The following is a 22,487-nucleotide window of genomic DNA, read 5'->3' on the forward strand; positions in this document are numbered from 1 at the left end:
GTCTCCGATCGTTCAGTTTCCGGCCTGCGGCGCGTGGCGGTCCGCCAGCGTCCGGGCGATCACGCCCAGGGCCTCGGGCCGGGCCAGGCCGGCGTGGTCGGTGTCCAGGTGGTGCTCCTCGATCCGGCCGGTGACGTGGGGCCGCCAGGAGTCGGGGGTGAGCGCCGGGTCGGTGGGTCCGGCGGTGGCCGCGAAGAACACCAGGTCGCCCTCGAAACGCTGCGGCCCGAAGTCCGCGATGAGGCGCGTGTTGTTGAGGAAGACCGTGACCATGCGGCCGACCGCCGGGTCGTCGAGGTGGGCCAGGGCGCTGCCCGTCTCGCCCAGGCGTTGCAGTACGGCGGCCCGTTCCAGCGGTGCGTCGCCGAACGTGGCGGCCCGGTCGACACCGGCGGCGTTGAGCAGGATCGCGAGGACCTGTTCCTCGCCGACCTCGTGCTCGGTGCCGTCGTGGGCGTCGGGGTAGCCGTCCAGGATCGACAGCAGGCTCACTTCGGCGCCCTCGGCCTGGAGCCGGGTGGCGACGGCGTGGGCGACCAGGCCGCCGAAGGACCAGCCGAGGATCTCGTAGGGGCCCTCGGGCACCGTCTTGCGGATCTGTTCCGCGTAGTCGCGGGCCATGGCGTCGATGTCGGCGGGCAGCGGCTCCTGGCGGCTCAGGCCGCGGGCCTGGAGCGCGTACAGCGGCTGCTCGCGGTCGATGTGGCGCAGGAGACCGGAGTAGATCCAGCCGAAGCCGCCGGCCGGGTGGACGCAGAACAGCGGGGTGCCGCCGCCCGTGGCGCGCAGCGGCAGGACCACGCCGAACGGGTCGTGCAAGGCCTGTGCTCCGCCGTCGATGCGGGCGGCGAGCGCGGCGACGGTGGGTGCCTCGAAGAGGGTGCGGACGCCGACCTCGGCTCCGAGTGCGGCCTTGATGCGGCCGGCGAGCCGGGTGGCCAGCATGGAGTGGCCGCCGAGTTCGAAGAAGTTGTCGTCGATGCCGACCCGTGCGGTGCCCAGGACCTCGGCGAACAGACGGCACAGCAGGTCCTCGCGCGGGCCGCGCGGCAGCCGTCCGCCGCCGCCGCCCCACTCGGGCTCGGGCAGCGCGTCACGGTCGAGCTTGCCGTTGGGGGTCACGGGCAGGGCGGCCATGGGCACGAATGCGGCCGGGACCATGTGGTCGGGCAGCGACTGCTCCAGGTCGGCGCGCAGTTCCCGCGGGTCGGTGTCCTCGCCCACGACGTAGGCGACCAGCACCTTGTCCCCGCCGCGCCCGGGGCGGGCGACGACGGCGGCGCGGGTGACGCCCGGGTGGGCGGCGAGCGTCGTCTCGATCTCGCCGGGTTCGATGCGGAAACCGCGGATCTTGACCTGCTGGTCGGCACGGCCGAGGAATTGCAGGACCCCCGAGGCGTCCCGCCGGGCGATGTCGCCGGTGCGGTAGATCCGGCCGCCCGCGTCGCCGAAGAGTTCGGCGTACGGGTCGGCCGTGAAGCGTTCGGCGGTGCGGGCCGGCTGCGCCCAGTAGCCGCGGGCCAGTCCGGCGCCGCCGATGTAGAGCTCGCCGGGCACGCCGGGCGGGACGGGCCGCAGCCGTTCGTCGAGGATGTAGGCGCGGGTCTCGTCCAGCGGGCGGCCGATCGGCACACCGGCGGGGACCTGTGCGGCCGCGGTGAACTTGTGCCACGTGCAGCCGAGGGTGATCTCGGTGGGCCCGTACAGTGCCTTGACGGTGGTGCCGGGGCAGGCGTCGAGGACGCGGCGGACGGCCGTGGGCGGGACGATGTCGCCGCCGGTCCATACGTCCTTGACGCCCGCGAAGACCTCCGGTGCCTCGTCGGCGACGACGCCGAGCAGACCGGCGGTCAGCAGCAGCGAGGTGACGCCCTGCCCGGGCAGGACGGCGCGCAGTACGTCCGCGTCGATGTCGCCGCGCGGGGCGACGACGATGCGGCCGCCGGCGAGCAGCGGGCTCCACAGCTCGTAGGTGGAGATGTCGAAGGCGTACGGGGAGTGCATGAGGACCCGCGACCGGTCGGTGCTCTCCCAGCAGCGGTCCACGGCGAGCGCGATGGCGTCGCGGTGGGTGATGCCGATGCCCTTGGGTACGCCCGTGGAGCCGGAGGTGAACATGATGTACGCCAGCTGGTCGGGCAGCACGGTGACGTCGGGGGCGGTCGGCTCCCCGGCGGGCGGCCCGGCGTCCACGGTGAGGGCCGGGGTGCCCAGGCGGGCGGCGGTCTCGCGGTGGAAGGTGTCGGTGAGCAGCAGCGCCGCGCCGGTGTCGGCGATGACGTGCCGCATCCGGTCCTCGGGGTAGCCGGTGTGCAGCGGTACGTACACGCCACCGGCCTTGAGGACGGCGAGTGTGGTGACGACGAGGTGTGCCGAGCGTTCCTGGAGGACGGCGACCGGGGTTTCGGGGGTGACGCCCTCGGCGACGAGGCGATGTGCCAGGCGGTTCGCCCGCGCGTCGAGTTGTGCGTAGGTGAGCGTGGTGGCGCCGGGTTCGGTGACGGCGATCGCGTCCGGGGTGAGGGCGGCGCGTTCGGCGACGCGCTGCGGCAGCGACGCGGCGGCGGCCTCGCGGCCGGGCCGGTGGGCGGTGTCGTTCCAGCCGGTCAGGGCCTGGGCGTGCTCGCCCGGGCCCAGGATCGGCACGTCGGCGACGGTGGTGTCGGGGTCGGTGGTGACGTGCCGCAGGAAGGCGATGAGGCGGTCGGTGAGCGCCTCGGCGGTGGCCGCGTCGAACAGGTCGGTGCTGTATTCGAGGACGGCGTCGACCCCCCGGGGCTCGCCGTCCTCGCCGAGCCGTTCGGCCAGGTTGAACGTCAGGTCGAACTTGGCGGCGCCGAGGCCGACGACCTCGGGGCGGGCGGTGAGCCCGGGCAGTTCGAGGACGGCCTGCGGGGTGTTCTGCAGGGCCAGCAGTACCTGGAAGAGCGGGTGGCGGGCGAGGGAGCGTCCGGGGCTCAGCTCCTCCACGAGCTTGTCGAACGGCACGTCCTGGTGGGCGTACGCGGCGAGGTCCGACTCCCGCACCCTGTCCAGCAGTTGCCGGAAGGTGGGGTTGTCGGAGGTGTCGGTGCGCAGGACGAGCGTGTTGACGAAGAAGCCGACCAGGTCGTCCAGCGCGTCGTCGGTGCGGCCCGCGACCGGGGTGCCGAGGGGGATGTCCGTGCCGGCGCCGTGCCGGGTGAGGACGGCGGCCACAGCGGCCTGCAGCACCATGAACAGGCTGGCGCCGCCGGAGCGGGCGAGCCCGAGGAGTTGGCGGTGCAGGTCGGCGTCGAGGGTGCGGAAGACGGCTTCGCCGCGGTGCGCGGGGACGGCGGGGCGGGGCCGGTCGGCGGGGAGCTGAAGCTCGTCGGGCAGGCCGGCCAGGGCCTCCTTCCAGTACGCGCTCTGCCGGGCGACGGTGCTGGCCGGGTCGTTCTCGTCGCCGAGCAGTTCGCGCTGCCACAGCGTGTAGTCGGCGTACTGGACGGGCAGCGGCGCGAACCGGGGGGCGTCGCCCTGCCGGCGTGCCGCGTACGCGGTGACGAGATCGCGGGCGAGCGGGGCGAGCGACCAGCCGTCGCCCGCGATGTGGTGCAGCAGGAGCAGCAGGACGTGCTCCTGTTCGCCGAGGTGGAAGAGGGTCGCCCGCAGCGGCAGGTCGGCCGTGAGGTCGAAGGAGTGCCGTGCGGCGGCGGCCAGTTCGGCGGCGAGGTCGTCCTCGGTGGCCGTGCGCCGGTGCAGGGCGGGCCGTGCGTCGGCCGGGGCGAGGATGTGCTGGCGGGGGTTGCCGTCGTCGCCCTCGGGCAGGACGGTGCGCAGCGTCTCGTGGCGGGCCGTCAGGTCGGCGAGTGCCTCGGTGAGGGCCGTGTGGTCGAGGGTGCCGGTCAGGCGCAGGCCCACGGGCATGTTGTAGGCGGGGTCGCCGCCGGTGAGCCGGCTGAGGAACCACAGGCGGCGCTGGGCGTGGGACAGCGGCAGCGCCGCGGGCCGCGGGGCGGGCCGCAGCGCGGGCCGCCGCCGTCCCTCGGCGGCGTCCACGGCCGCGGTGAGTCCGGCGACGGTGGGTGCCTCGAACAGGTCGCGCAGCGAGATCTCGGCGTGCAGGACGGTCCGGATGCGGCTGAGCAGCCGGGTCGCGAGCAGTGAGTGGCCGCCCAGGTCGAAGAAGTTGTCGTCGATGGAGACGTGGCCGCTCTTCAGCACCTCGGCGAACAGGCCGCACAGGATCTCCTCGCGCGCGCTGCGCGGGGCGCGGCCCGTGGTGTCGCCCGCGTCGGGTGCCGGCAGGGCCGCCCGGTCGAGCTTGCCGTTCGGGGTGAGGGGCAGCGCGTCCAGGACGGTGTACGTGGAGGGCACCATGAAGTCCGGCAGCCGCGCCGCCGTCCGTGCCCGTACGTCGGCGAGGTCGGCGCCCTCGCGGGTGACGAGGTAGGCCACGAGCCGGTCGCCGTGGGGCAGGACCGCGGCCCGGGTGACGTGCGGGTGCGCGGTGAGCGCGGCCTCGACCTCGACCGGTTCCACGCGGAAGCCGCGGATCTTGACCTGGTGGTCGGTGCGGCCCGCGAACTCCAGTTCGCCGTCCGCGCGCCGGCGGCCGAGGTCGCCGGTGCGGTACATGCGGGTGCCGGGCGGGCCGTAGGGGTCGGCGACGAAGCGGGCGGCGGTCGGGCCGGGCCGGCGCAGGTAGCCGCGGGCGACGCCCGCGCCGGCCAGGTACAGCTCGCCCGTGACGCCCGGCGGCACCGGGCGCAGTGCGCTGTCGAGGACGTACACGCGGTCGTGGTCGACGGGCCGCCCGATCGGTGCGGACGCCGGCCACCGGGCGGGGTCGGCGGGCAGCGTGTGGGTGGTGACGGCGTGCGTCTCGGCAGGGCCGTACACGTTGTGCAGGCGCCGGCCCGGCACCGCGTGGGTGAAGTCGCGCACCCGCCGGGTGGGGGTGAGCGCCTCCCCGCCCTGGAGGATGTCGGTTAGGCGGGGCAGGGTGCGGCCCTGCTCGGCGGCGGCCTCGGCGACCGCCTCGATGACCAGGTTCGGCGCGAACAGCTCGGACACCCGCTGCTCGTCGAGCCAGGCGGCGAGCCGCTCGGCGCTGTGGCGGACCTCCTCGCAGGGCACGATCAGGGCCTTGCCCATGACGAGCGGGGAGAGGATCTCCTGGACGGAGAAGTCGAAGCCGATCGCCGTGAACTGGGCGGTGCGCACGCCTTCCCCGCCGGGGAAGCGGCGGGCGTGCCAGTTCAGCAGGTTGACGAGGCCGCTGCCGGGCATGACGACGGCCTTGGGGGTGCCGGTGGAGCCGGAGGTGTAGATGACGTACGCCGGGTGCTGCGGCAGCAGCGGGGTGAGCCGGTCGGTGTCGGTCAGGTCGGTGTCCTCGTACGCGGACAGGTCCCCCGGTACGGAGTCGAGGACGATCGCCGGGCGGGCGTCCTCGGTCATGTACGTGATGCGCTCGGCCGGGTAGGTGACGTCGACGGGCAGGTAGGCGGCGCCGGTCTTGAGGACGGCGAGCACGGCCACGTACAGGTCCAGGGAGCGGGGCAGGCGCAGTGCGACGATCCGCTCGGGCCCGGCGCCCTGTGCGACGAGGCGGCGGGCGAGCCGGTTGGCGCGGGCGTTGAGCTCGGCGTAGGTCAGCGACTGGTCATCGTGCACCAGCGCCAGAGCATCCGGCGTACGCGCCACCTGGCGTTGGAGAAGTTCGGGTACGCGCTCATCGGGGTCCGTCTGCGTTCCTGCGGTCTCGTTGCATTCGTCCAGGACCCGCCGGCGCTCGGCGGGGTCGAGGAGTTCGACGCGGCCGACCGTGGTGTCGGGGTCGTCCGCGACGGCGTCCAGCAGGCGCAGCAGCCGGGTGACGAGCGCCTCGGCGGTGGCCCGCTCGAACAGGTCGGTGCTGTACTCCAGGGCGGCCCGGACGCCGCCGGGGCCGCCGTCCCCGGCGCGCAGTTCGACCATGCTCAGGTGCAGGTCGAACTTGGCGACGCCGACGCCGACGGGCAGCGCCTCGGCCTTGAGGCCGGGCAGGGCGAGGCGGGCGTCCGCGCTGTTCTGGAAGGCGAGCATCACCTGGAACAGGGGATGGCGGGCGAGGGAGCGCTCGGGGCGCAGCCGCTCCACGAGTTTCTCGAACGGCAGGTCCTGGTTGGCGTAGGCGGCCAGGTCCGTTTCCCGTACCCGGGCGACGAGTTCGCGGAAGGTGGGGTCGCCGGAGGTGTCGGTGCGCAGGACGAGCGTGTTGACGAAGAAGCCGACCAGGTCGTCCAGCGCGTCGTCGGTGCGGCCCGCGATCGGGCTGCCGAGGGGGATGTCCGTGCCGGCGCCGTGCCGGGTCAGCAGCGCCGCGAACGCCGCCTGCAGCACCATGAACAGGCTCGCGCGGCTCTCCCCGGCGAGTGCGGCCAGGCGCTGGTGCAGCTCCGGTGGGATCCGGAACGGCACGGTGTCGCCGCGGTGCGTGGCGACGGCGGGCCGGGGCCGGTCGGTGGGCAGTCGCAGTTCCTCGGTGATGCCGTCGAGCGCCTCGGTCCAGTGCGCGAGCTGTTGTGCGTGGCGGCTGTCCGGGTCGTGCTCGTCGCCGAGCAGTTCGCGCTGCCACAGGGTGTAGTCGGCGTACTGGACGGGCAGCGGCGCGAAGCGGGGGGCGTCGCCCTGCCGGCGTGCCGCGTACGCCTCGGTGAGGTCGCGGGCGAGGGGCGGCCAGGACCAGCCGTCGCCGGCGATGTGGTGCATGAGCAGCAGCAGGACGTGTTCCTGCTCGCCGAGGTGGAACAAGGTGGCCCGCAGCGGGAGTTCGTGGGCGAGGTCGAAGCCGCGGCGGGCGGTTTCGGTGAGGTCCGCGTCCAGGCGCTCGGCCGTGGTGGCCACGGTCTCGAAGAGGGGGGCGGCGCTCTGCAGGAGGTGCTGGCGTGGGACGCCGCCGCGCTCCGGATAGACGGTGCGCAGCGTCTCGTGGCGCTTGGTCACGTCCGCGAGGGCGGCGCGCAGGGCGTCCCGGTCCAGAAAGCCGGTCAGCCGCAGGCTCATCGGGATGTTGTAGGTGGCGCTCGGGCCTTCCATGCGGTGCAGGAACCACAGCCGGTGCTGGGCGAAGGACAGGGGCACCTCGTCGGGGCGGGTGCGCGCGGTGAGCGCCGGGCGGGCCTGCTGGGCGCCCTCGACGCGTTGGGTGAGCGCGGCGACGGTGGGTGCCTGGAACAGGTCGCGGACGGCGAGTTCGGCGCCGAGCACGGTACGGATGCGGCTGAGCAGCCGGGTCGCCAGCAGCGAGTGGCCGCCCAGGTCGAAGAAGCTGCGGTCGATGCCCACCTTGGGCAGCCCGAGCACCTCGGCGAACAGGGTGGACAGGATCTCCTCGCGCCGGGTGCGGGGCGCCTGGCCGTATGCCTCGGTGCCCCGGTCGGGGGCGGGCAGCGCGTCCCGGTCGAGCTTGCCGTTGGCGCTCAGCGGCAGCGCGTCGAGCAGTACGTAGGCGGCGGGTGCCAGGTGGGCGGGCAGCCGCTCGGCGACGAGGCCGCGCAGTTCGCCGACGAGCCGGGCGTCCTCCTGGCCGCGGGCGGGGTCGTTGGCGAGCGGCCGGTCACCGGTGCGCGGGACGTGGGCGAGGCCGTCGCCGGCGTACACGTCGAAGGTGTCGTCCCGGGCGCCCCAGGTGCACACCGCGCCGAGGGCGTGCACGGCCTCGGGATCGACGGCGTCGGCGGGCACGGGCCCGTCGAGCAGGGCGGCGGCCTGAGCGGCCGAGCCGCCCGCGAGCGCGGCGAGTGCGGCGTTCTCGCGCACCAGCCGGGCGTTGGGGATGCCGGTGACACGGACGGGGCGGGCGCGCAGGGCGTCGGCGAGTTCGTCGAGGGTGCTCAGGTCGGTGTTCCAGCGCAGGGTGAGCGCCCGGTGTGCGGGGGCGGGGGGTGTGCCGGCCCCGGGCCGGGGGGAACGGCGCAGGGTGACGTCGTAGCGGTGGCGGCTCATCTCGTTGTGGCGGGCGGCGGTGCGCAGGGTGATGTCCGCCGACGCGAGCAGCGGCTCGGCGGTGGCGAGGGAGGTGAAGAAGTCCGGGTCGAGGAGGAGTTCCTTCTCGGTGACCAGGGACTGCTCGACGGCGGCCCGCACCGTCGAGGGGTCGGCGAAGGGGCCCGCGCGGCGCAGTTCGACGGCGGTGCGGAAGGCACGCAGGGTGCGCAGGTTGCGGACGTCGCCGAGGAAGATCGTGCCGCCCGGGGCGAGCAGCCGGGCCGCGGCGCGCACCACGTCGGCCAGGTAGTCGGCGTCCGGGAAGTACTGGACCACCGAGTTGACGACGACGGTGTCGAAGTGGCCGGCCGGCAGGCCGTCGGTGTCGTGCGCGGCCTGGGCGCGGACGGTGACCTTCGCCGACAGGGCGGGCCGGGCGTCCAGGTGGGACCGGAGCCGGTCGACGACGCTTCTCGACAGGTCCGTGCCCCAGTACTCCGTCACGTGCGGCGCGACCTGGGACAGGATCAGGCCGGTGCCGCAGCCGATCTCCAGGACGCGGCGCGGGCGCAGTGCGAGGACGCGGTCGACGGTGGCGGCACGCCACTCCCGCATCTCCTGCGGCGGGATCTCCTCGGCGGTGTAGCTGCTGTTCCAGCCGGAGAAGTCCTCGCCGAACGCGCGGCCGGGCTCGGCCTCGTACAGCTGCTCGTACGTCTCCTGCCACATGGCGACCCGGTCGGTGGCGCCGGTGGTGTCGCGGGGCCCGCCGTCGGTGTCGCGCACCACGTAGGCGACGAGCCGCTTGTCGCCGGGTTCGTCCTCGCGGGCGACGACGGCGCCGGTGGCGACGGACGGGTGGGTGGTGAGCACCGCCTCGATCTCGCCGGGCTCGACGCGGAAGCCGCGGATCTTGAGCTGCCGGTCGGCGCGGCCCGCGAACTCCAGCTGGCCGTCGTTGCGCAGCCGCGCGAGGTCGCCGGTGCGGTACATGCGGGTGCCGCTCTCGCCGAACAGCGGCGCGTACGGGTCGGGCACGAACCGTTCGGCGGTCAGGGCGGGGCGGTGGAGGTAGCCGCGGGCGACACCGGCGCCGGAGACGTAGATCTCACCGGTGACGCCGGGCGGCACGGGCCGCAGCCGTTCGTCGAGGACGTAGACGCGGGCGTGGTCGACGGGGCGGCCGATGGGCGGGACGACGGCCCCGGCGACGGGCGCGCTCATGGTGGCGCACACGGTGGTCTCGGTGAGCCCGTAGGCGTTGACCATGCGGCGGCCGGGGGCGAACCGGGCGCTCTGGTCGGCGGCGGTGGTGTCGCCGGCGACGATCAGGTCGGTGCCGGGCGGCAGCGCGCCCTCGGGCAGGGCGGGCAGGGCGCTGGGCGGCAGGGCGAGGAGGGTGACGCCCCGGTCGCGCACGAGCCGTGCCAGCGCGGGGCCGGGCAGCAGGTCGTCGGCCGGGGCCAGGACGAGCCCGGCGCCGGTGAGCAGGGCGGAGGTGAGTTCCCACAGGGCGGCGTCGAAGCTGATCGACGCGAAGTTCAACACGCGGCTGTGCGGGCCGAGGCCGAACGTGGCGGCCTGGGCGGGGATCGTCGCGGCGGCCGCGCGGTGCGGCACGACGACGCCCTTGGGCAGGCCGGTGGAGCCGGAGGTGTAGATGACGTACGCCGGGTGCTGCGGCAGCAGCGGGGTGAGCCGGTCGGCGTCGGTGAGGTCGGTGTCCTCGTGGGCGGTCAGGTCCGGCGGCAGGGCGCGCAGGACGAGGGCGGGGCGGGCGTCGGCGTGCATGTGCGCGATGCGGTCCGCCGGGTAGTCGGGGTCGACGGGCAGGTAGGCGGCGCCGGACTTCCAGATCGCGAGCAGCGCGACGACGAGGTCCGTGGAGCGGCGCATCTGCAGGGCGACCGTCCGCTCGGGTCCCGCGCCCTGTCCGACGAGGCTGCGGGCGGCCTGGTTGGCGCGGGCGTTGACCTGTGCGTAGGTGAGCGACTCGGCGCCCATGACGAGGGCGGTCGCGTCGGGGGTGCGGGCGGCCTGTTCCTCGAAGAGCGAGGTGAGGGTGCGGTCGCGGGGCAGGGGGTGGTCGGCGGGTGAGTTGAGGTCGACCAGGAGCCGGTGGCGTTCGGCGGGGCCGAGCAGGTCGACGGAGCCGATGGTGCGGTCCGGGTCGTCGGCGACGGCCTCCAGGAAGCGCACCAGGCGCTCCCCCAGGGCCTCGACGGTGGCGCGCTCGAAGAGTTCGGTGCTGAACTCCCAGTCGCCGCGGATGCCGGCGCGGGTGCCGTCGGCGGTGTGCTCCTCGACGACGGCGAGGCCCAGGTCGAACTTGGCGAAGCCGACGCGGACCGGCTGCGGGGCGACGTCGAGGCCGGGCAGGGCCAGGTCGGCGGCGGGCATGGACTGCAGCGCGAGGACGACCTGGAAGAGCGGGTTGCGGGCGAGGGTGCGCTCGGGGTTGACGTCCTCGACGAGCTTTTCGAACGGCAGGTCCTGGTGGGTGTACGCGGTGAGGTCGAACTGCCGTACCCGCTGGATCAGTTCGCGGAAGGCGGGGTCGCCGGAGGTGTCGGTGCGCAGGACGAGCGTGTTGACGAAGAAGCCGACCAGGTCGTCCAGCGCGTCGTCGGTGCGGCCCGCGATCGGGCTGCCGACGGGGATGTCCGTGCCGGCGCCGTGCCGGGTCAGCAGCGCCGCGAACGCCGCCTGCAGCACCATGAACAGGCTGCTGTCGCCGGCTTTGGCGAGCGCGGTCAGCTTCTCGTGCAGTTCGGGGGCGATGTGGAAGGGCACGGTCTCGCCCCGGTGGCCGGCCACGGCCGGCCGCGCGTGGTCGGTGGGCAGCTCCAGGTGCGCGGGCGCTCCGTGCAGCGCGCTTTTCCAGTGCGCGAGCTGGATGCCGTGCGGGGACTCGGCGTCGTCCGCGTCGCCGAGCAGTTCGCGCTGCCACAGCGTGTAGTCGGCGTACTGGACGGGCAGCGGAGCCCAGCGGGGGGCGCCGCCCGCGCGGCGCGCCGTGTAGGCGTGGGAGAGGTCGCGGGTGAGCGGGGCCAGTGACCAGCCGTCCCCGGCGATGTGGTGGAGCAGCAGGAACAGCACGTGCTCCCGCTCGCCCAGCTCGAACAGCGTGGCCCGCAGCGGCAGGTCGCGGGTGAGTTCGTAGGGCTGGGCGGCCGCCTCGGAGAGCCGTTCGGGGAGCAGGTGCTCCTCGGTGCGGACGACGTCGAGGGCGGGTACGGCCTCGTGGGGCGCCAGGATGTGCTGGTAGGGCTCGCCCGCGTGGCTGGGGTAGACGGTGCGCAGCGTCTCGTGGCGGGCCGTCAGGTCGGCGAGGGCGGCGCGCAGTGCGGCGCTGTCCAGCTCGCCGCGCAGCCGCAGTGCCAGCGGGATGTTGTAGGTGGCGCTGGGCCCGTTCACGCGTCCCAGGAACCACAGCCGGCGCTGGGCGTACGACAGCGGGAGCCGCTCGGGGCGGTCTGCGGGGGCGACGGGGGTCAGGGGGTTGCGGGCGCCCGCCGCCCGTTCTATGCGCTCGCCCAGGCCGGCGACGGTCGGCGCCTCGAACAGGTCGCGCAGGGACACCTCCGCGCCGAGGACGCTGCGGATGCGGCTGATGAGCCGGGTCGCGAGGAGTGAGTGGCCGCCCAGGTCGAAGAAGTTGTCGTCGATGCCGACCCGCGGGACCTTCAGCACGGTCGCGAAGAGGCCGGCAAGCATCTCCTCGCGCGGCGAGCGCGGCGAGCGCCGGACGGTGGTGGTCCGCGGGGCGGGCAGCGCGGCCCGGTCGAGCTTGCCGTTCGGGGTGAGCGGCAGCTCGTCGAGGGCGACGATCGCGGCGGGCACCATGAAGTCCGGCAGGGCGCGGCCCAGTGCGGCGCGCAGGGCGGCCGGGTCGACGGCGCCGCGGGCCGGGACGACGTAGGCGACCAGGCGTTTGTCGCCGGGTGCGTCCTCGCGGGCGAGCACGGCGGCGTGGGCGACGGAGGGCAGCGCGGTGAGCGCGGACTCCACCTCGCCCGGCTCGATGCGGAAGCCGCGGATCTTGACCTGGTGGTCGGCGCGGCCCGCGAACTCCAGCTGCCCGTCGCCGCGCCGGCGGCCGAGGTCGCCGGTGCGGTACATGCGCTCCCCCGGGGCGCCGTAGGGGTCGGCGACGAAGCGTTCGGCGGTGAGGACGGGCCGGTGGAGGTAGCCGCGCGAGACACCGGCACCGGCCAGGTACAGCTCGCCGGTCGCGCCGGGTGCGACGGGGCGCAGCGCGCTGTCCAGGACGTAGACGCGGGCCCCGGCGACGGGGCGGCCGATGGGGGCCGGTTCGCTCCAGTCGGCGGGGTCCGCGGGCAGGGCGGTGCCGGTCATCACATGGGTCTCGGCGGGACCGTAGTGGTTGTGGAGTGTGCGTCCGGGGACGGCGGCGACGAACGCGCGCACGGCGGGGCCGAGCGCCAGGGCCTCGCCGGCCTGGGCGAGGTGACGCAGGGCGGGCAGGGTGCGGCCCTGTTCGGCGGCGGCCTCGGCGACCGCCTCGATGACGAGGTTCGGTGCGTACAGCTCGGCGACGGCGTGCTCGTCGAGCCAGGCGGCGAGCCGCTCGGCGCTGCGCCTGACGTCCTCGGCGGGCACGGCGAGGGTCTTGCCGTGCAGCAGCGCGGACAGGATCTCCTGGCTCGCGACGTCGAAGCCGATGGTGGTGAACTGGGCGACGACCGCCCCGGCTTCGCCGGGTATCTCGCGCCGGTGCCAGGCGAGCAGGTTGACCAGGGCGCTGCCCGGCATGACGACGGCCTTGGGGGTGCCGGTGGAGCCCGAGGTGTAGATGACGTAGGCCGGATGGTGCGGCAGCAGCGGCGTGGTCCGCTCGGCGTCGGTGAGGTTCGTCTGCGCGTACGCCGACAGGTCCTGGCCCGTCTCCTCGCCGGTGAGGACCACGGCGGGGCGGGCGTCGCCCATCATGAAGGCGATGCGCTCGGCCGGGTGGGAGACGTCGACGGGCAGGTAGGCGGCGCCCGTCTTGAGGACCGCGAGCAGTGCGACGTACAGGTCGGGGGTGCGCGGCAGGCGCAGTGCGACGATCCGCTCGGGTCCGGCGCCCTGTTCGAGGAGGCGGCGGGCGAGCCGGTTGGCGCGGGCGTTGAGTTCCGCGTACGTGAGGCGGTCGCCGTCCACGACGAGGGCGGTGGTGTCGGGGGTGCGGGCGGCCTGCGCCTCGAAGAGCGCGGCGAGGGTGGTCTCGGGAGCCGGTTCGCCGCTCGTGCCGAACTCCTCCAGGGCCCGGCCGCGTTCGTCGGCGGACAGCAGGTCGAGGCGGCCGACGGGCAGGCCGGCGCCGTGCTCGGCGATGTCGGCGAGAAGCGCGTCGAGCCGTGCGAGCAGCCGGCGTGCGCCGCTCTCGTCGAGGACGTCGACGCGGTGGTCGAGGCGGAAGCGGATCGTCTGGCCGGGGATGGCGAGCAGGCTCAGCGGGTAGTGGGTGGCGTCGCCGACCTCGAAGCCCGTCAGGCGCATCCCGCGGGACTCGGCGCGCAGGACGGCCGGGTCGAGCGGGTAGTTCTCGAACACGACGACGGTGTCGAAGAGTTCGCCGGTCGCGGCCGCGGCCTGGATGTCGGTGAGGGACAGATGGCGGTGCTCGATCAGCGCGGCCTGCTCCTGCTGGACGCGGGACAGGAGCTCGCCGAGGGTCTCCGCGGGGCGCACGCGGACCCGTACCGGCAGGGTGTTGATGAACATGCCGATGGTCGACTCGATGCCGGGGATCTCCGGCGGCCGGTGGGCGACGGTCGCCCCGAACACGACGTCGTCGCGGCCCAGTTCACGGCCGATCAGCAGCGCCCAGGCGCCCTGGACGAGGGTGTTGAGGGTGACGTCGTGCGCCCGTGCGAGGGCGGTGAGCCGGGTGGCGGTCGCGGCGTCGGTCTCGTGCCAGATCTGGCCGGGCAGGGCGGTGGGCCCGTCGGTGGCGCCCCGGCCGGCGCCGCCCGCGAAAAGGCTCGGGCCGTCCAGGCCGGCGAGATGGGCGCGCCAGGCGGCGCGGGCGGCGTCGTCGTCGCGCCCGGCGAGCCAGGCCAGGTAGGCGCGGTAGGGGGTGACGGGCGGCAGACCCGCGTCGTCGCCGTGCTGTCCGTACAGCGTGAACAGTTCGCGTACGAGCAGCGGCATCGACCAGCCGTCGAGGAGCAGGTGGTGTGTGGTCAGCACGAGTTTGTGGTGCTCGGGGCCGAGGGCGAGCAGGCCGAAGCGGATCAGCGGCGGGGTGCCCGCATCGAAGCGTTCGGCGCGGTCGTCGGCGATGTACCGCTCGACGGCGGCCTCGCGGTCCCGCCCGTTCAGGGCGGTGAGGTCGCGGGTGTGCCAGGGCAGCGGGACCTCGTTGGGCACGAACTGGACGGGCCGCTCGACGTCGTGCTGCCAGAAGCCGGCGCGCAGGTTGGGGTGGCGGCGCAGCAGGGTGCGTGCGGACGCCTCGAGGTCGGCCCCGTCCAGCGGTCCGCGCAGCTCGAAGACCATCTGGACCGTGTAGACGTCCGTGCCGCGGGCCTCGGCGCCGTAGGTGACCTGGAAGAGGAGGCCTTCCTGGAGCGGGGACAGGGGCAGGACGTCGGCGAGTCCGGACTGCGTCATCGGGCTACCTTCCAAGCGGCTTCGAGCTGGTCTATCTGGGCCTGACTGAGCGAGACCAGGGACAGGTCGGAGGGGGTCACGCCGCCCGCGTCGGGGCGTTCGGCGTGGGTGGCGAGGGCTTCGAGGGCGCGGAACCAGCTCTCGCCGAGGTCGCGGACCGCGGCCTCGTCCAGGAGCCGTCCGGCCCAGGTCCACACGGCCTGGAGCCGGGGGCCGCCGCTCTCGTCCCGGGTGAGGGCGTTGACCTCGACGGCGTGGGCGAGGGGCAGGCCGGGGTCGGTGCCGTCGCCGATCGCGTCGGCGTCCGGTGCGGCGCTCCACAGTGCGCCGTCCGCCGCGGGGAACCGTCCCAGGTAGTTGAAGCCGAGGGCGGGTGTGCCGTGCGGGGCGAGCGCGGCGAGAGAGCGGCCGGTGCGGGCGTCGAGGTGGCGCAGGAGGCCGTGGCCGATGCCGCCGTCGGGGATCTCCCGCAGTTGCTCCTTGATCCGTTTCACGGCCTGTCCGGCGGCGGGGCCGCCCGCGAGCGCGTCGTCGCGGTCGAGGGTTCCCAGGGCGAGGCGGACGGGGTACATGCTGGTGAACCAGCCGACCGTGCGGGAGAGTTCGGCGCCGCTGTCGCCGCCTTCGCGGCCGTGGCCCTCGAGGTCGACGAGCACGGTGTCGAGGTCACCGAGGCCGCGGCGGCGCCGCCAGTCGGCCACCGCGAGGGCGAGGGCGGTGAGCAGGATGTCGTCGACGCGCCCGTTGAACGCGGCGGTGACGGTGGTCAGGAGCGCCCGGGTGGTCGGGCCGGCCAGGTCGAGGGTGAGGGTGCGGGCGGTGGCGGCGGTGTCGAGACGGGGGTCCAGTGCCCGCGCCGTCACGGGTGCGGCGTCACCGGCCAGCATCCTGGTCCACAGGCCGAGTTCGGCGGCGCGCTCGGGCCGTTTCACCTCGTCGGCGAGGTGGGTGGCCCAGGCCCTGAAGGAGGTGCCGACGGGCACCAGCGCGGTGGCGGCCGGCCCGGTGGCGCCCGGCTGGGCGGCGGCCTCCCATGCCGCTTTCAGGTCCGGGAGCAGGATGCGCCAGGACACGCCGTCGACGACCAGGTGGTGTGCCGTCAGCAGGAGGCGGCCGGTGCGCGCGGGGCCCGCGTCGAGCCAGACCACCTGTGCGTTGCGGCCGGCGAAGGGGTCGAGGCGGGTGCGGGCGGCCGCGGCCTCCTCGGTGATCCGGGCGCGCAGCGCCGCCTCGTCCAGGCCGCCGGCGTCCACGCGGCGCACCCAGTCCCCGGCCCGTACGGCGCCCGGTGCGTCGACGCGCATCGACCAGTGCTCTCCGTCGCGGGTGAACACCGCCCGCAGCACGTCGTGGTGGTCGACGAGGGTGCGCACGGCGGCCACGAGCCGTTCCTCGCCCAGTTCCGCGGGCACCGCGACCACCATCGACTGGCTGAACGCCTCGACGGGGCCGCCGCGGCCGCGCAGCCAGTGCATGATCGGGGTGAGGGGCACCTCTCCGGTGGCGGCGACGGCGGCGGGCTCCGGTGCGGCCCGGTCGGCGAGGGTCTCGGCGACGGTGGCGAGCCGGGCGACCGTCTTGTGCTCGAAGACCTGCGCGGCGTTCAGCGCGAGGCCCGCGCGGCGGGCCCTGCCGACGAGCTGGATGGCCATGATGCTGTCACCGCCGCGGTCGAAGAAGCTGTCGTCGACGCAGACGCCGTCGACGCCGAGCACCTCGGCGAACAGGACGGCGAGCAGTTCCTCGCGCGGGGTGCGCGGGGGACGGCCGGCGGGCCCCGGGGCGCCGTAGTCCGGTACGGGCAGGGCCCGCCGGTCGAGCTTGCCGTTGGAGGTGAGCGGCAGCGCGTCCAGGCCCACGAACGCCGCCGGGACCATGTAGTCGGGCAGTTGGCCCGCGACGTGCGCGCGCAGCGGGGCCGGATCGGCGTCGGTTCCGGGCGCGGGCACCACGTAGGCGACCAGGCGCTTGTCGCCGGGCCGGTCCTGCCGGACGAGCACGGCGCACTGTGCGACGCGCGGGTGGGCGCCGAGCACGGACTCGATCTCGCCGAGCTCGATGCGGAATCCGCGCACCTTGACCTGGTGGTCGGCGCGGCCCAGGAACTCCAGGGTGCCGTCGGGCCGGCGGCGCACCAGGTCGCCGGTGCGGTACATGCGTGCCCCCGGCTCGGGCGCGAACGGGTCGGCGACGAACCGCTCGGCCGTGGCGTCGGGCCGCTTGAGGTAGCCGCGGGCCAGGCCGCAGCCGCCGAGGTAGAGCTCGCCGCGCACGCCGGGCGGCACGGGCCGCAGCCGGTCGTCGAGGACGTGGCAGGTGGTGTTGTCGAGGGGGGTGCCGATGGGGACGGTGCTCTCCTGCTCCCAGGGCGCGCGCATGTGGTGGTGGGTGGCGAACGTGGTGGTCTCGGTGGGCCCGTACCCGTCCACGACGGTCGTCGTCGGGGAGGCGGCGAGCACGCGGCTGACGGCGGCCGGGGAGACGACGTCGCCGCCGGTCCACACCTCCCGTACGCCGGTGAAGCAGCCGGGTGACTGTTCGGCGAGCAGGTTGAACAGGCCGGAGGTGAGCCACATGCCGGTGACCCGGCCGTCCACGACGGCCCGCTCCAGTGCGCGGGTGTCCAGGTCGCCGGGCGGGGCGACGACGACGGTGCCGCCGGACAGCAGCGGCACCCACAGTTCGTACTGGGAGGTGTCGAAGGAGTACGGCGAGTGCAGCAGCACCCGGCGCTGGTGGCCGGTGCGCCAGCAGTCGTCGGCGGCCAGGGCCGAGACGTCGCCGTGGGTGATGGCGACGCCCTTGGGATTCCCGGTGGACCCCGACGTGTACATCACGTAGGCGAGCTGGTGCGGGTGGGCCGGGACGGCCGGCAACGGCTCCCCTTCGTCTTCGCCGGGCGGTTCGTCGAGCGGTTCGCCGGGCGGTTCGTCGAGCGGTTCGTCGACGACCAGGACCTCGGCCCCGCCCGCCCAGGAGGCGCAGCCGTGCTCGTCGTCGGTGACCCGGTCGGTCAGCAGTACGCGCGCCCCGACGTCGCCGGTGATCAGGGCCATCCGGGAGGCCGGGTAGCGGGTGTTGAGCGGGACGTAGAAGCCGCCCGCCTTCAGCACCGCCAGCAGGGACACCACCAGGTGGACGGAGCGCTGCTGGAGGACGGCGACGGCCGACTCACGGCCGATGCCGGACGTGGCGAGCCGCCGCGCGAGCCTGCCGGAGCGCGCGTCGAGCTCGGCGTAGGTCAGTTCGGTGCCGTCGTCGCCGGCCACGGCGACGGCGTCGGGGGTGCGGGCGGCCTGCGCCGCGAACTGCTCGGCGAGGCCGGCGGCCGGCACGGGCCGGGCGGTGTCGTTGCCGCGGGCGAGCAGGGCGCGCTCCTCGGCGTCGAGCAGGTCGTGGGAGCCGAGGGGGGCCTGCGGGGCGGCGACGGCCGCGTCGAGGAGGGCGAGCAGCCGGCGTACGACGGCCTCGGCGGTGGCCCGGTCGTACAGCGCGACGTCGTATTCGAGGTCGCCGTCGATGCCGCCGGACTGCCCTCCGTCCAGGCGGTGTTCGACCAGATTGAAGGTGAGGTCGAACTTGGCGACGCCGAGGTCGACGGGTTCGCGCCGGACCGTGAGGCCGCTCAGCTCGGCGCGGGCCTCGAAGTCCTGGTAGGAGAGGACCACCTGGAACAGCGGGTGGCGGGCGGCCGAGCGTTCCGGCTGGAGCCGCTCGACGACCCGGTCGAAGGGCACGTCCTGGTGGCCGTAGGCCTGAAGGGCGGTCAGGCGGACCCGGGCGAGCAGTGCGGTGAGGGAGGGGTCGCCGGAGGTGTCGACCCGCAGCACGACCGGGTTGACGAAGAAGCCCACCAGGTCGTCGAGGGCGCTGTCGGGGCGGGAGGCGGTGGGGCAGCCGATGGGGATGTCGCTGCCTGCGCCGAGCCGGGTGAGCAGCGCGGCCAGGGTGGCCTGCAGCACCATGTGGCAGGTGGCGCCGTGCGCGCGGGCGAACGTGTCGAGCCGGGCGTGGGTCTCGGGCCGGATCTCCACCGGCACGGAGCCGCCGCGGTGTTCGGCCACGGGCGGGCGGGGCCGGTCGGCGGGCAGCTCCAGCTGGTCGGGCAGGCCGGCCAGGGTCCGCTCCCAGTGGGCGAGCTGGCGTCCGGCGAGACTGCCGGGGTCGCTCTCGTCGCCGAGCAGTTCGCGCTGCCACAGGGCGAAGTCGCCGTAGGAGACGGGCAGCGGCGGGAAGTGGGGGGCGTGCCCGGCGAGCCGGGCGCTGTACGCGGCGGACAGATCGCCCAGCAGCGGGCGCAGCGACCAGCCGTCGCCGGCCACGTGGTGCATCAGGAGCAGCAGGACCGCGTCGCCGTCGGGCAGCGTGAACAGGTGGGCGCGCAGGGGAGGTCGGCGGTCGAGGTCGAAGGGGGTGCGGGCTGCCGCGGTGAGCGCCTCGGGCAGCTGTTCCGCCGCGACGGGGGACTCGAGGACCTGGGGGCGGGCCTCTTCGGGCGGCAGCAGGCGCGGGGTGGTGCCGTGCTCGCCGGGCGGGTAGACGGTGCGCAGGCTCTCGTGGCGGGTGACCAGGTCGTGCAGGGCGTCGCGCAGCGCGGGGCGGTGGAGGGCGCCGGTGATCCGCAGCGCGAGCGGCATGTTGTAGGTGGGTGCGGCGCCCTCGACCTCGCGCAGCACCCACATGCGGTGCTGGGCGTAGGACATGGGGTGTTCGGGGCCGCGCGGCAGGGGACGCAGCGGCGGCCGGGCGGCCTGTGCGGCCCCGGCGACGCGCTCGGCGAGCCCGGCCGGGGTCGGGGCCTCGAAGAGGTCCTGGACGGTGATCTCGGCGCCGAGGGTGTCGCGCACGGCGGCGATGAGGCGTCCGGCGAGCAGGGAGTGGCCGCCGAGGGCGAAGAAGTCGCTGTCGCCGCCGACCGTCGCGTCTTCGGCGACGCCCAGGACGTCGGCGAAGACGCGGCGCAGGGCCTCCTCCTCATGGCTCGCGGCCCCGGTGTGCGGGAGCGCGGCCTCGAAGGCGGCGGGGGCGGGCAGCGCGGTCCGGTCGAGTTTGCCGTTGGCGGTCAGCGGCAGCGCGTCGAGCGGGGTGAAGGAGGCGGGCACGCAGTGGGCGGGCAGCGTCGCGGCGAGCAGGCGCCGCCAGCCGGCCGGGTCGGGGGTGCTCCCGGCGGCGGGCACGGCGTAGGCGGCGAGCCGCTTGTCGCCGGGCCGGTCCTCGCGGACCACGACGGCGGCCCCGGCGACGCCGGGGTGCGCGAGGAGGGCGGACTCGATCTCGCCGGGTTCGACGCGGAAGCCGCGGATCTTCACCTGGTCGTCGCCGCGCCCCAGGTAGGCGAGGGTGCCGTCCGGGAGGAGGCGTACGAGGTCGCCGGTGCGGTACATCCGGGTGCCGGGCGGTCCGTAGGGGTCGGCGACGAAGCGCTCGGCGGTCAGCGCGCGGCGGCCCAGGTAGCCGTGGGCGAGGCCGGCCCCGGACACGTACAGTTCGCCGGTGAATCCGGCCGGTACGGGGCGCAGCGCGGCGTCCAGGACGCGGGTGCGCAGGTCGGGGACGGGGCCTCCGAGGAGGGAGCGGGCGCCGGGGACGGCGTGCTCGGGGCCGAGCGGGGCGCAGGTGACGTGGACGGTCGTCTCGGTGATGCCGTACATGTTGACCAGGGCCGTGGCCTCACCGCGCCGCGCGTACCAGTCGGCCAGCCGGGCGGGCTCCAGCGCCTCGCCGCCGAACACCACGTGGCGCAGGGCGAGTTCGGGGGCGTCGGCGCCGCGGGCGCGGTCGGCGGTGTCGAGCTGGTGGAAGGCGGTCGGCGTCTGGTTGAGGACGGTGACGCGCTCGCGGGCGAGCAGGTCGAGGAAGTCGCCGGGCGAGCGGCTGACGGTGTACGGCACGACGACGAGGCGGCCGCCGTGCAGCAGGGCACCCCAGATCTCCCAGACGGAGAAGTCGAAGGCGTAGGAGTGGAACAGGGTCCACACGTCGTCGGGACCGAAGCCGAACCAGTGGTCGGTGGCGGAGAACAGGCGCACCACGTTGGCGTGCGGGATCACGACGCCCTTGGGCCGGCCGGTCGATCCCGAGGTGTAGATGACGTACGCCGGGTGGCGGGCGTCGACCGCGGCCCCGGGGTCGGTGTCGGGGTGGCCGCTCAGGTCCCGGGCCGTCGTCTCGGGGCCGAGGACGAGGACGGGCCGTGCGTCGTGGAGCATCCGGGCGAGCCGGTCGGGCGGGTAGTCGGGGTCCAGCGGCAGGTAGGCCGCGCCGGATTTGAGGACGGCGAGCAGCGCGACGACCAGGTCGAGGGAGCGGGGCAGGGTGAGCGCGACGAGTTGACCGGGTCCCGCGCCGGCCTCAATGAGGTGATGGGCCAGGCGGTTGGCTCGGGCGTCGAGTTCGGCGTAGGTGAGGTGGTCGCCGTCGTGGCTGACGGCGACGGCGCCCGGGGTGGCGGCGGCGCGGGCGGCGAACAGCCGGTGGAGGGTGGCGGTGGCGGCCGGTGGCTCGGTGGCGGCCGGGTCGGTGGCGGCCGGCTCGGTGGCGGCCGGGATCTCCTCGGTGTGCACCCGTGCGAGGGGCGTGTCGGGGCCGGCGGCGGCGAGCGCGCGCAGGAAGCGGGTGAAGCGCTCCAGGTGGGCGTCGGTCTCGGCCGCCCCGTACACGTCGGGGTTGGACTCGAGGTCGATGCGCAGCCCGCTGCCCTGCGGCTCCTCGTACACGGAGAACTTCAGGTCGTCGACGGGTCCCGTGGACACCGGGTGCACCGAGGAGATCAACTCCCCGAAGTGCAGGGCACGCTGATGGGGCATCACGTTGACGACGGGCCCGTGGGAGCGCTCGGTGACCAGTCCGAGTTCGCGGCGCACCTCCTCGTAGGGGTAGCGCTGGTGGCGCAGCACGGGGGCGAGCGCGTCGCGGACGGCGGCGACCAGTTCGGCGAGCGGGGCGGCGGGGCGGGGCTCGACGTACAGCGGGGGCACATTGGCGACCGTGCCGGGGGTGCGGCGGGCGGCGGCGGTGCGGCGGGCGGTGACCGGCATCCCGAGCGTGATGCCCCGCTCCCCCGTCAGCCACTGCACGTACGCGGCGACGGCGGCCGGGACGGTGACCTGCCAGCCGGTGTCGGCGGCGCGGGCGAGGGCGCCGAGCCCGGCCGCCACGTCGGGGCCGAGGAAGGCGGTGCGCCGCAGGGCGTGGGGCGCGGCGGGTGCGGAGGACCCGGCGAGGGTGACGGGGGCGGTGCGCGGGGCGGCGAGCCAGTGGGCGCGGTCCCTGCCGTGGGCGGGCGAGTCGCGCCACTCGCGTTCGGCGTCGACCAGCTCACGTACGGAGCCGTCGGTTTCGGGGTCCGTACCGGTGTAGGCGGCGGCGACCCGCTCGGCGACGAGCCGGAATCCGTAGCCGTCGAGGAGCAGGTGGTGCACGTGCTGGAACCAGCGGTGGCGCCCCTTCTCCAGGGTGAACAGTGCCTGGGTGAACAGGGGTTCGCCACCGGTGACGTCGAGGGGGCGGGCGATGACGTCCCGCATCCAGGCGTCGGCGGCGGCCGCGGGGTCGGCGGCGCCGCTGACGTCGACGCGGTGCAGGGTGAAGGCCGGGCCGGGGTGGGCGCTCTGGGTGACCGTCCCGTCGGTGTCGGTGTGGAAGCGCAGTCGCAGCGCGTCGGTACGGGCGACGACCGCGCGCAGCGCCGCCTCGAAGCGGTCCGGGTCCAGTGCGCCGGTGAATTCGACGTACTCGCCGGTGTTGTAGACCGGGCTGTGCGGATCCCGTGCCTGGGCGAACCAGATACCGAGCTGGGCTGCCGTCAGCGGCAGACGCGCGTCGTCAGGAACGGGAACAGGCACTCTTCCCCCAAGGTCCGGGCCGTCCGCTGCTGGTCGGCGGAGTACCGGCTCAGCCTCGCGCGGCGCGTTGACGGGGCGCTGACC

General features: G+C 75.0%; 2 protein-coding genes. Both read right to left on the bottom strand.

Annotated elements, in window-relative coordinates; all coding sequences use genetic code 11:
- Positions 1 to 12 precede the first annotated feature (12 nt).
- Positions 13 to 14,559: an amino acid adenylation domain-containing protein gene (locus ACFU53_RS23775; RefSeq protein ID WP_383995794.1), complete on the bottom strand. Its 14,547-nt coding sequence runs from the start codon at positions 14,557 to 14,559 to the stop codon at positions 13 to 15.
- Entirely contained in the window at positions 14,556 to 22,403 is a 7,848-nt protein-coding gene (locus ACFU53_RS23780) for an amino acid adenylation domain-containing protein (protein ID WP_383995797.1), read from the bottom strand. Before ACFU53_RS23780 ends, ACFU53_RS23775 begins: the two co-directional genes overlap by 4 nt.
- Between the last annotated feature and the right edge of the window lie 84 nt (positions 22,404 to 22,487).

Origin of the sequence: Streptomyces sp. NPDC057474, from assembly GCF_042802555.1 — a bacterium.
Classification (GTDB): domain Bacteria; phylum Actinomycetota; class Actinomycetes; order Streptomycetales; family Streptomycetaceae; genus Streptomyces.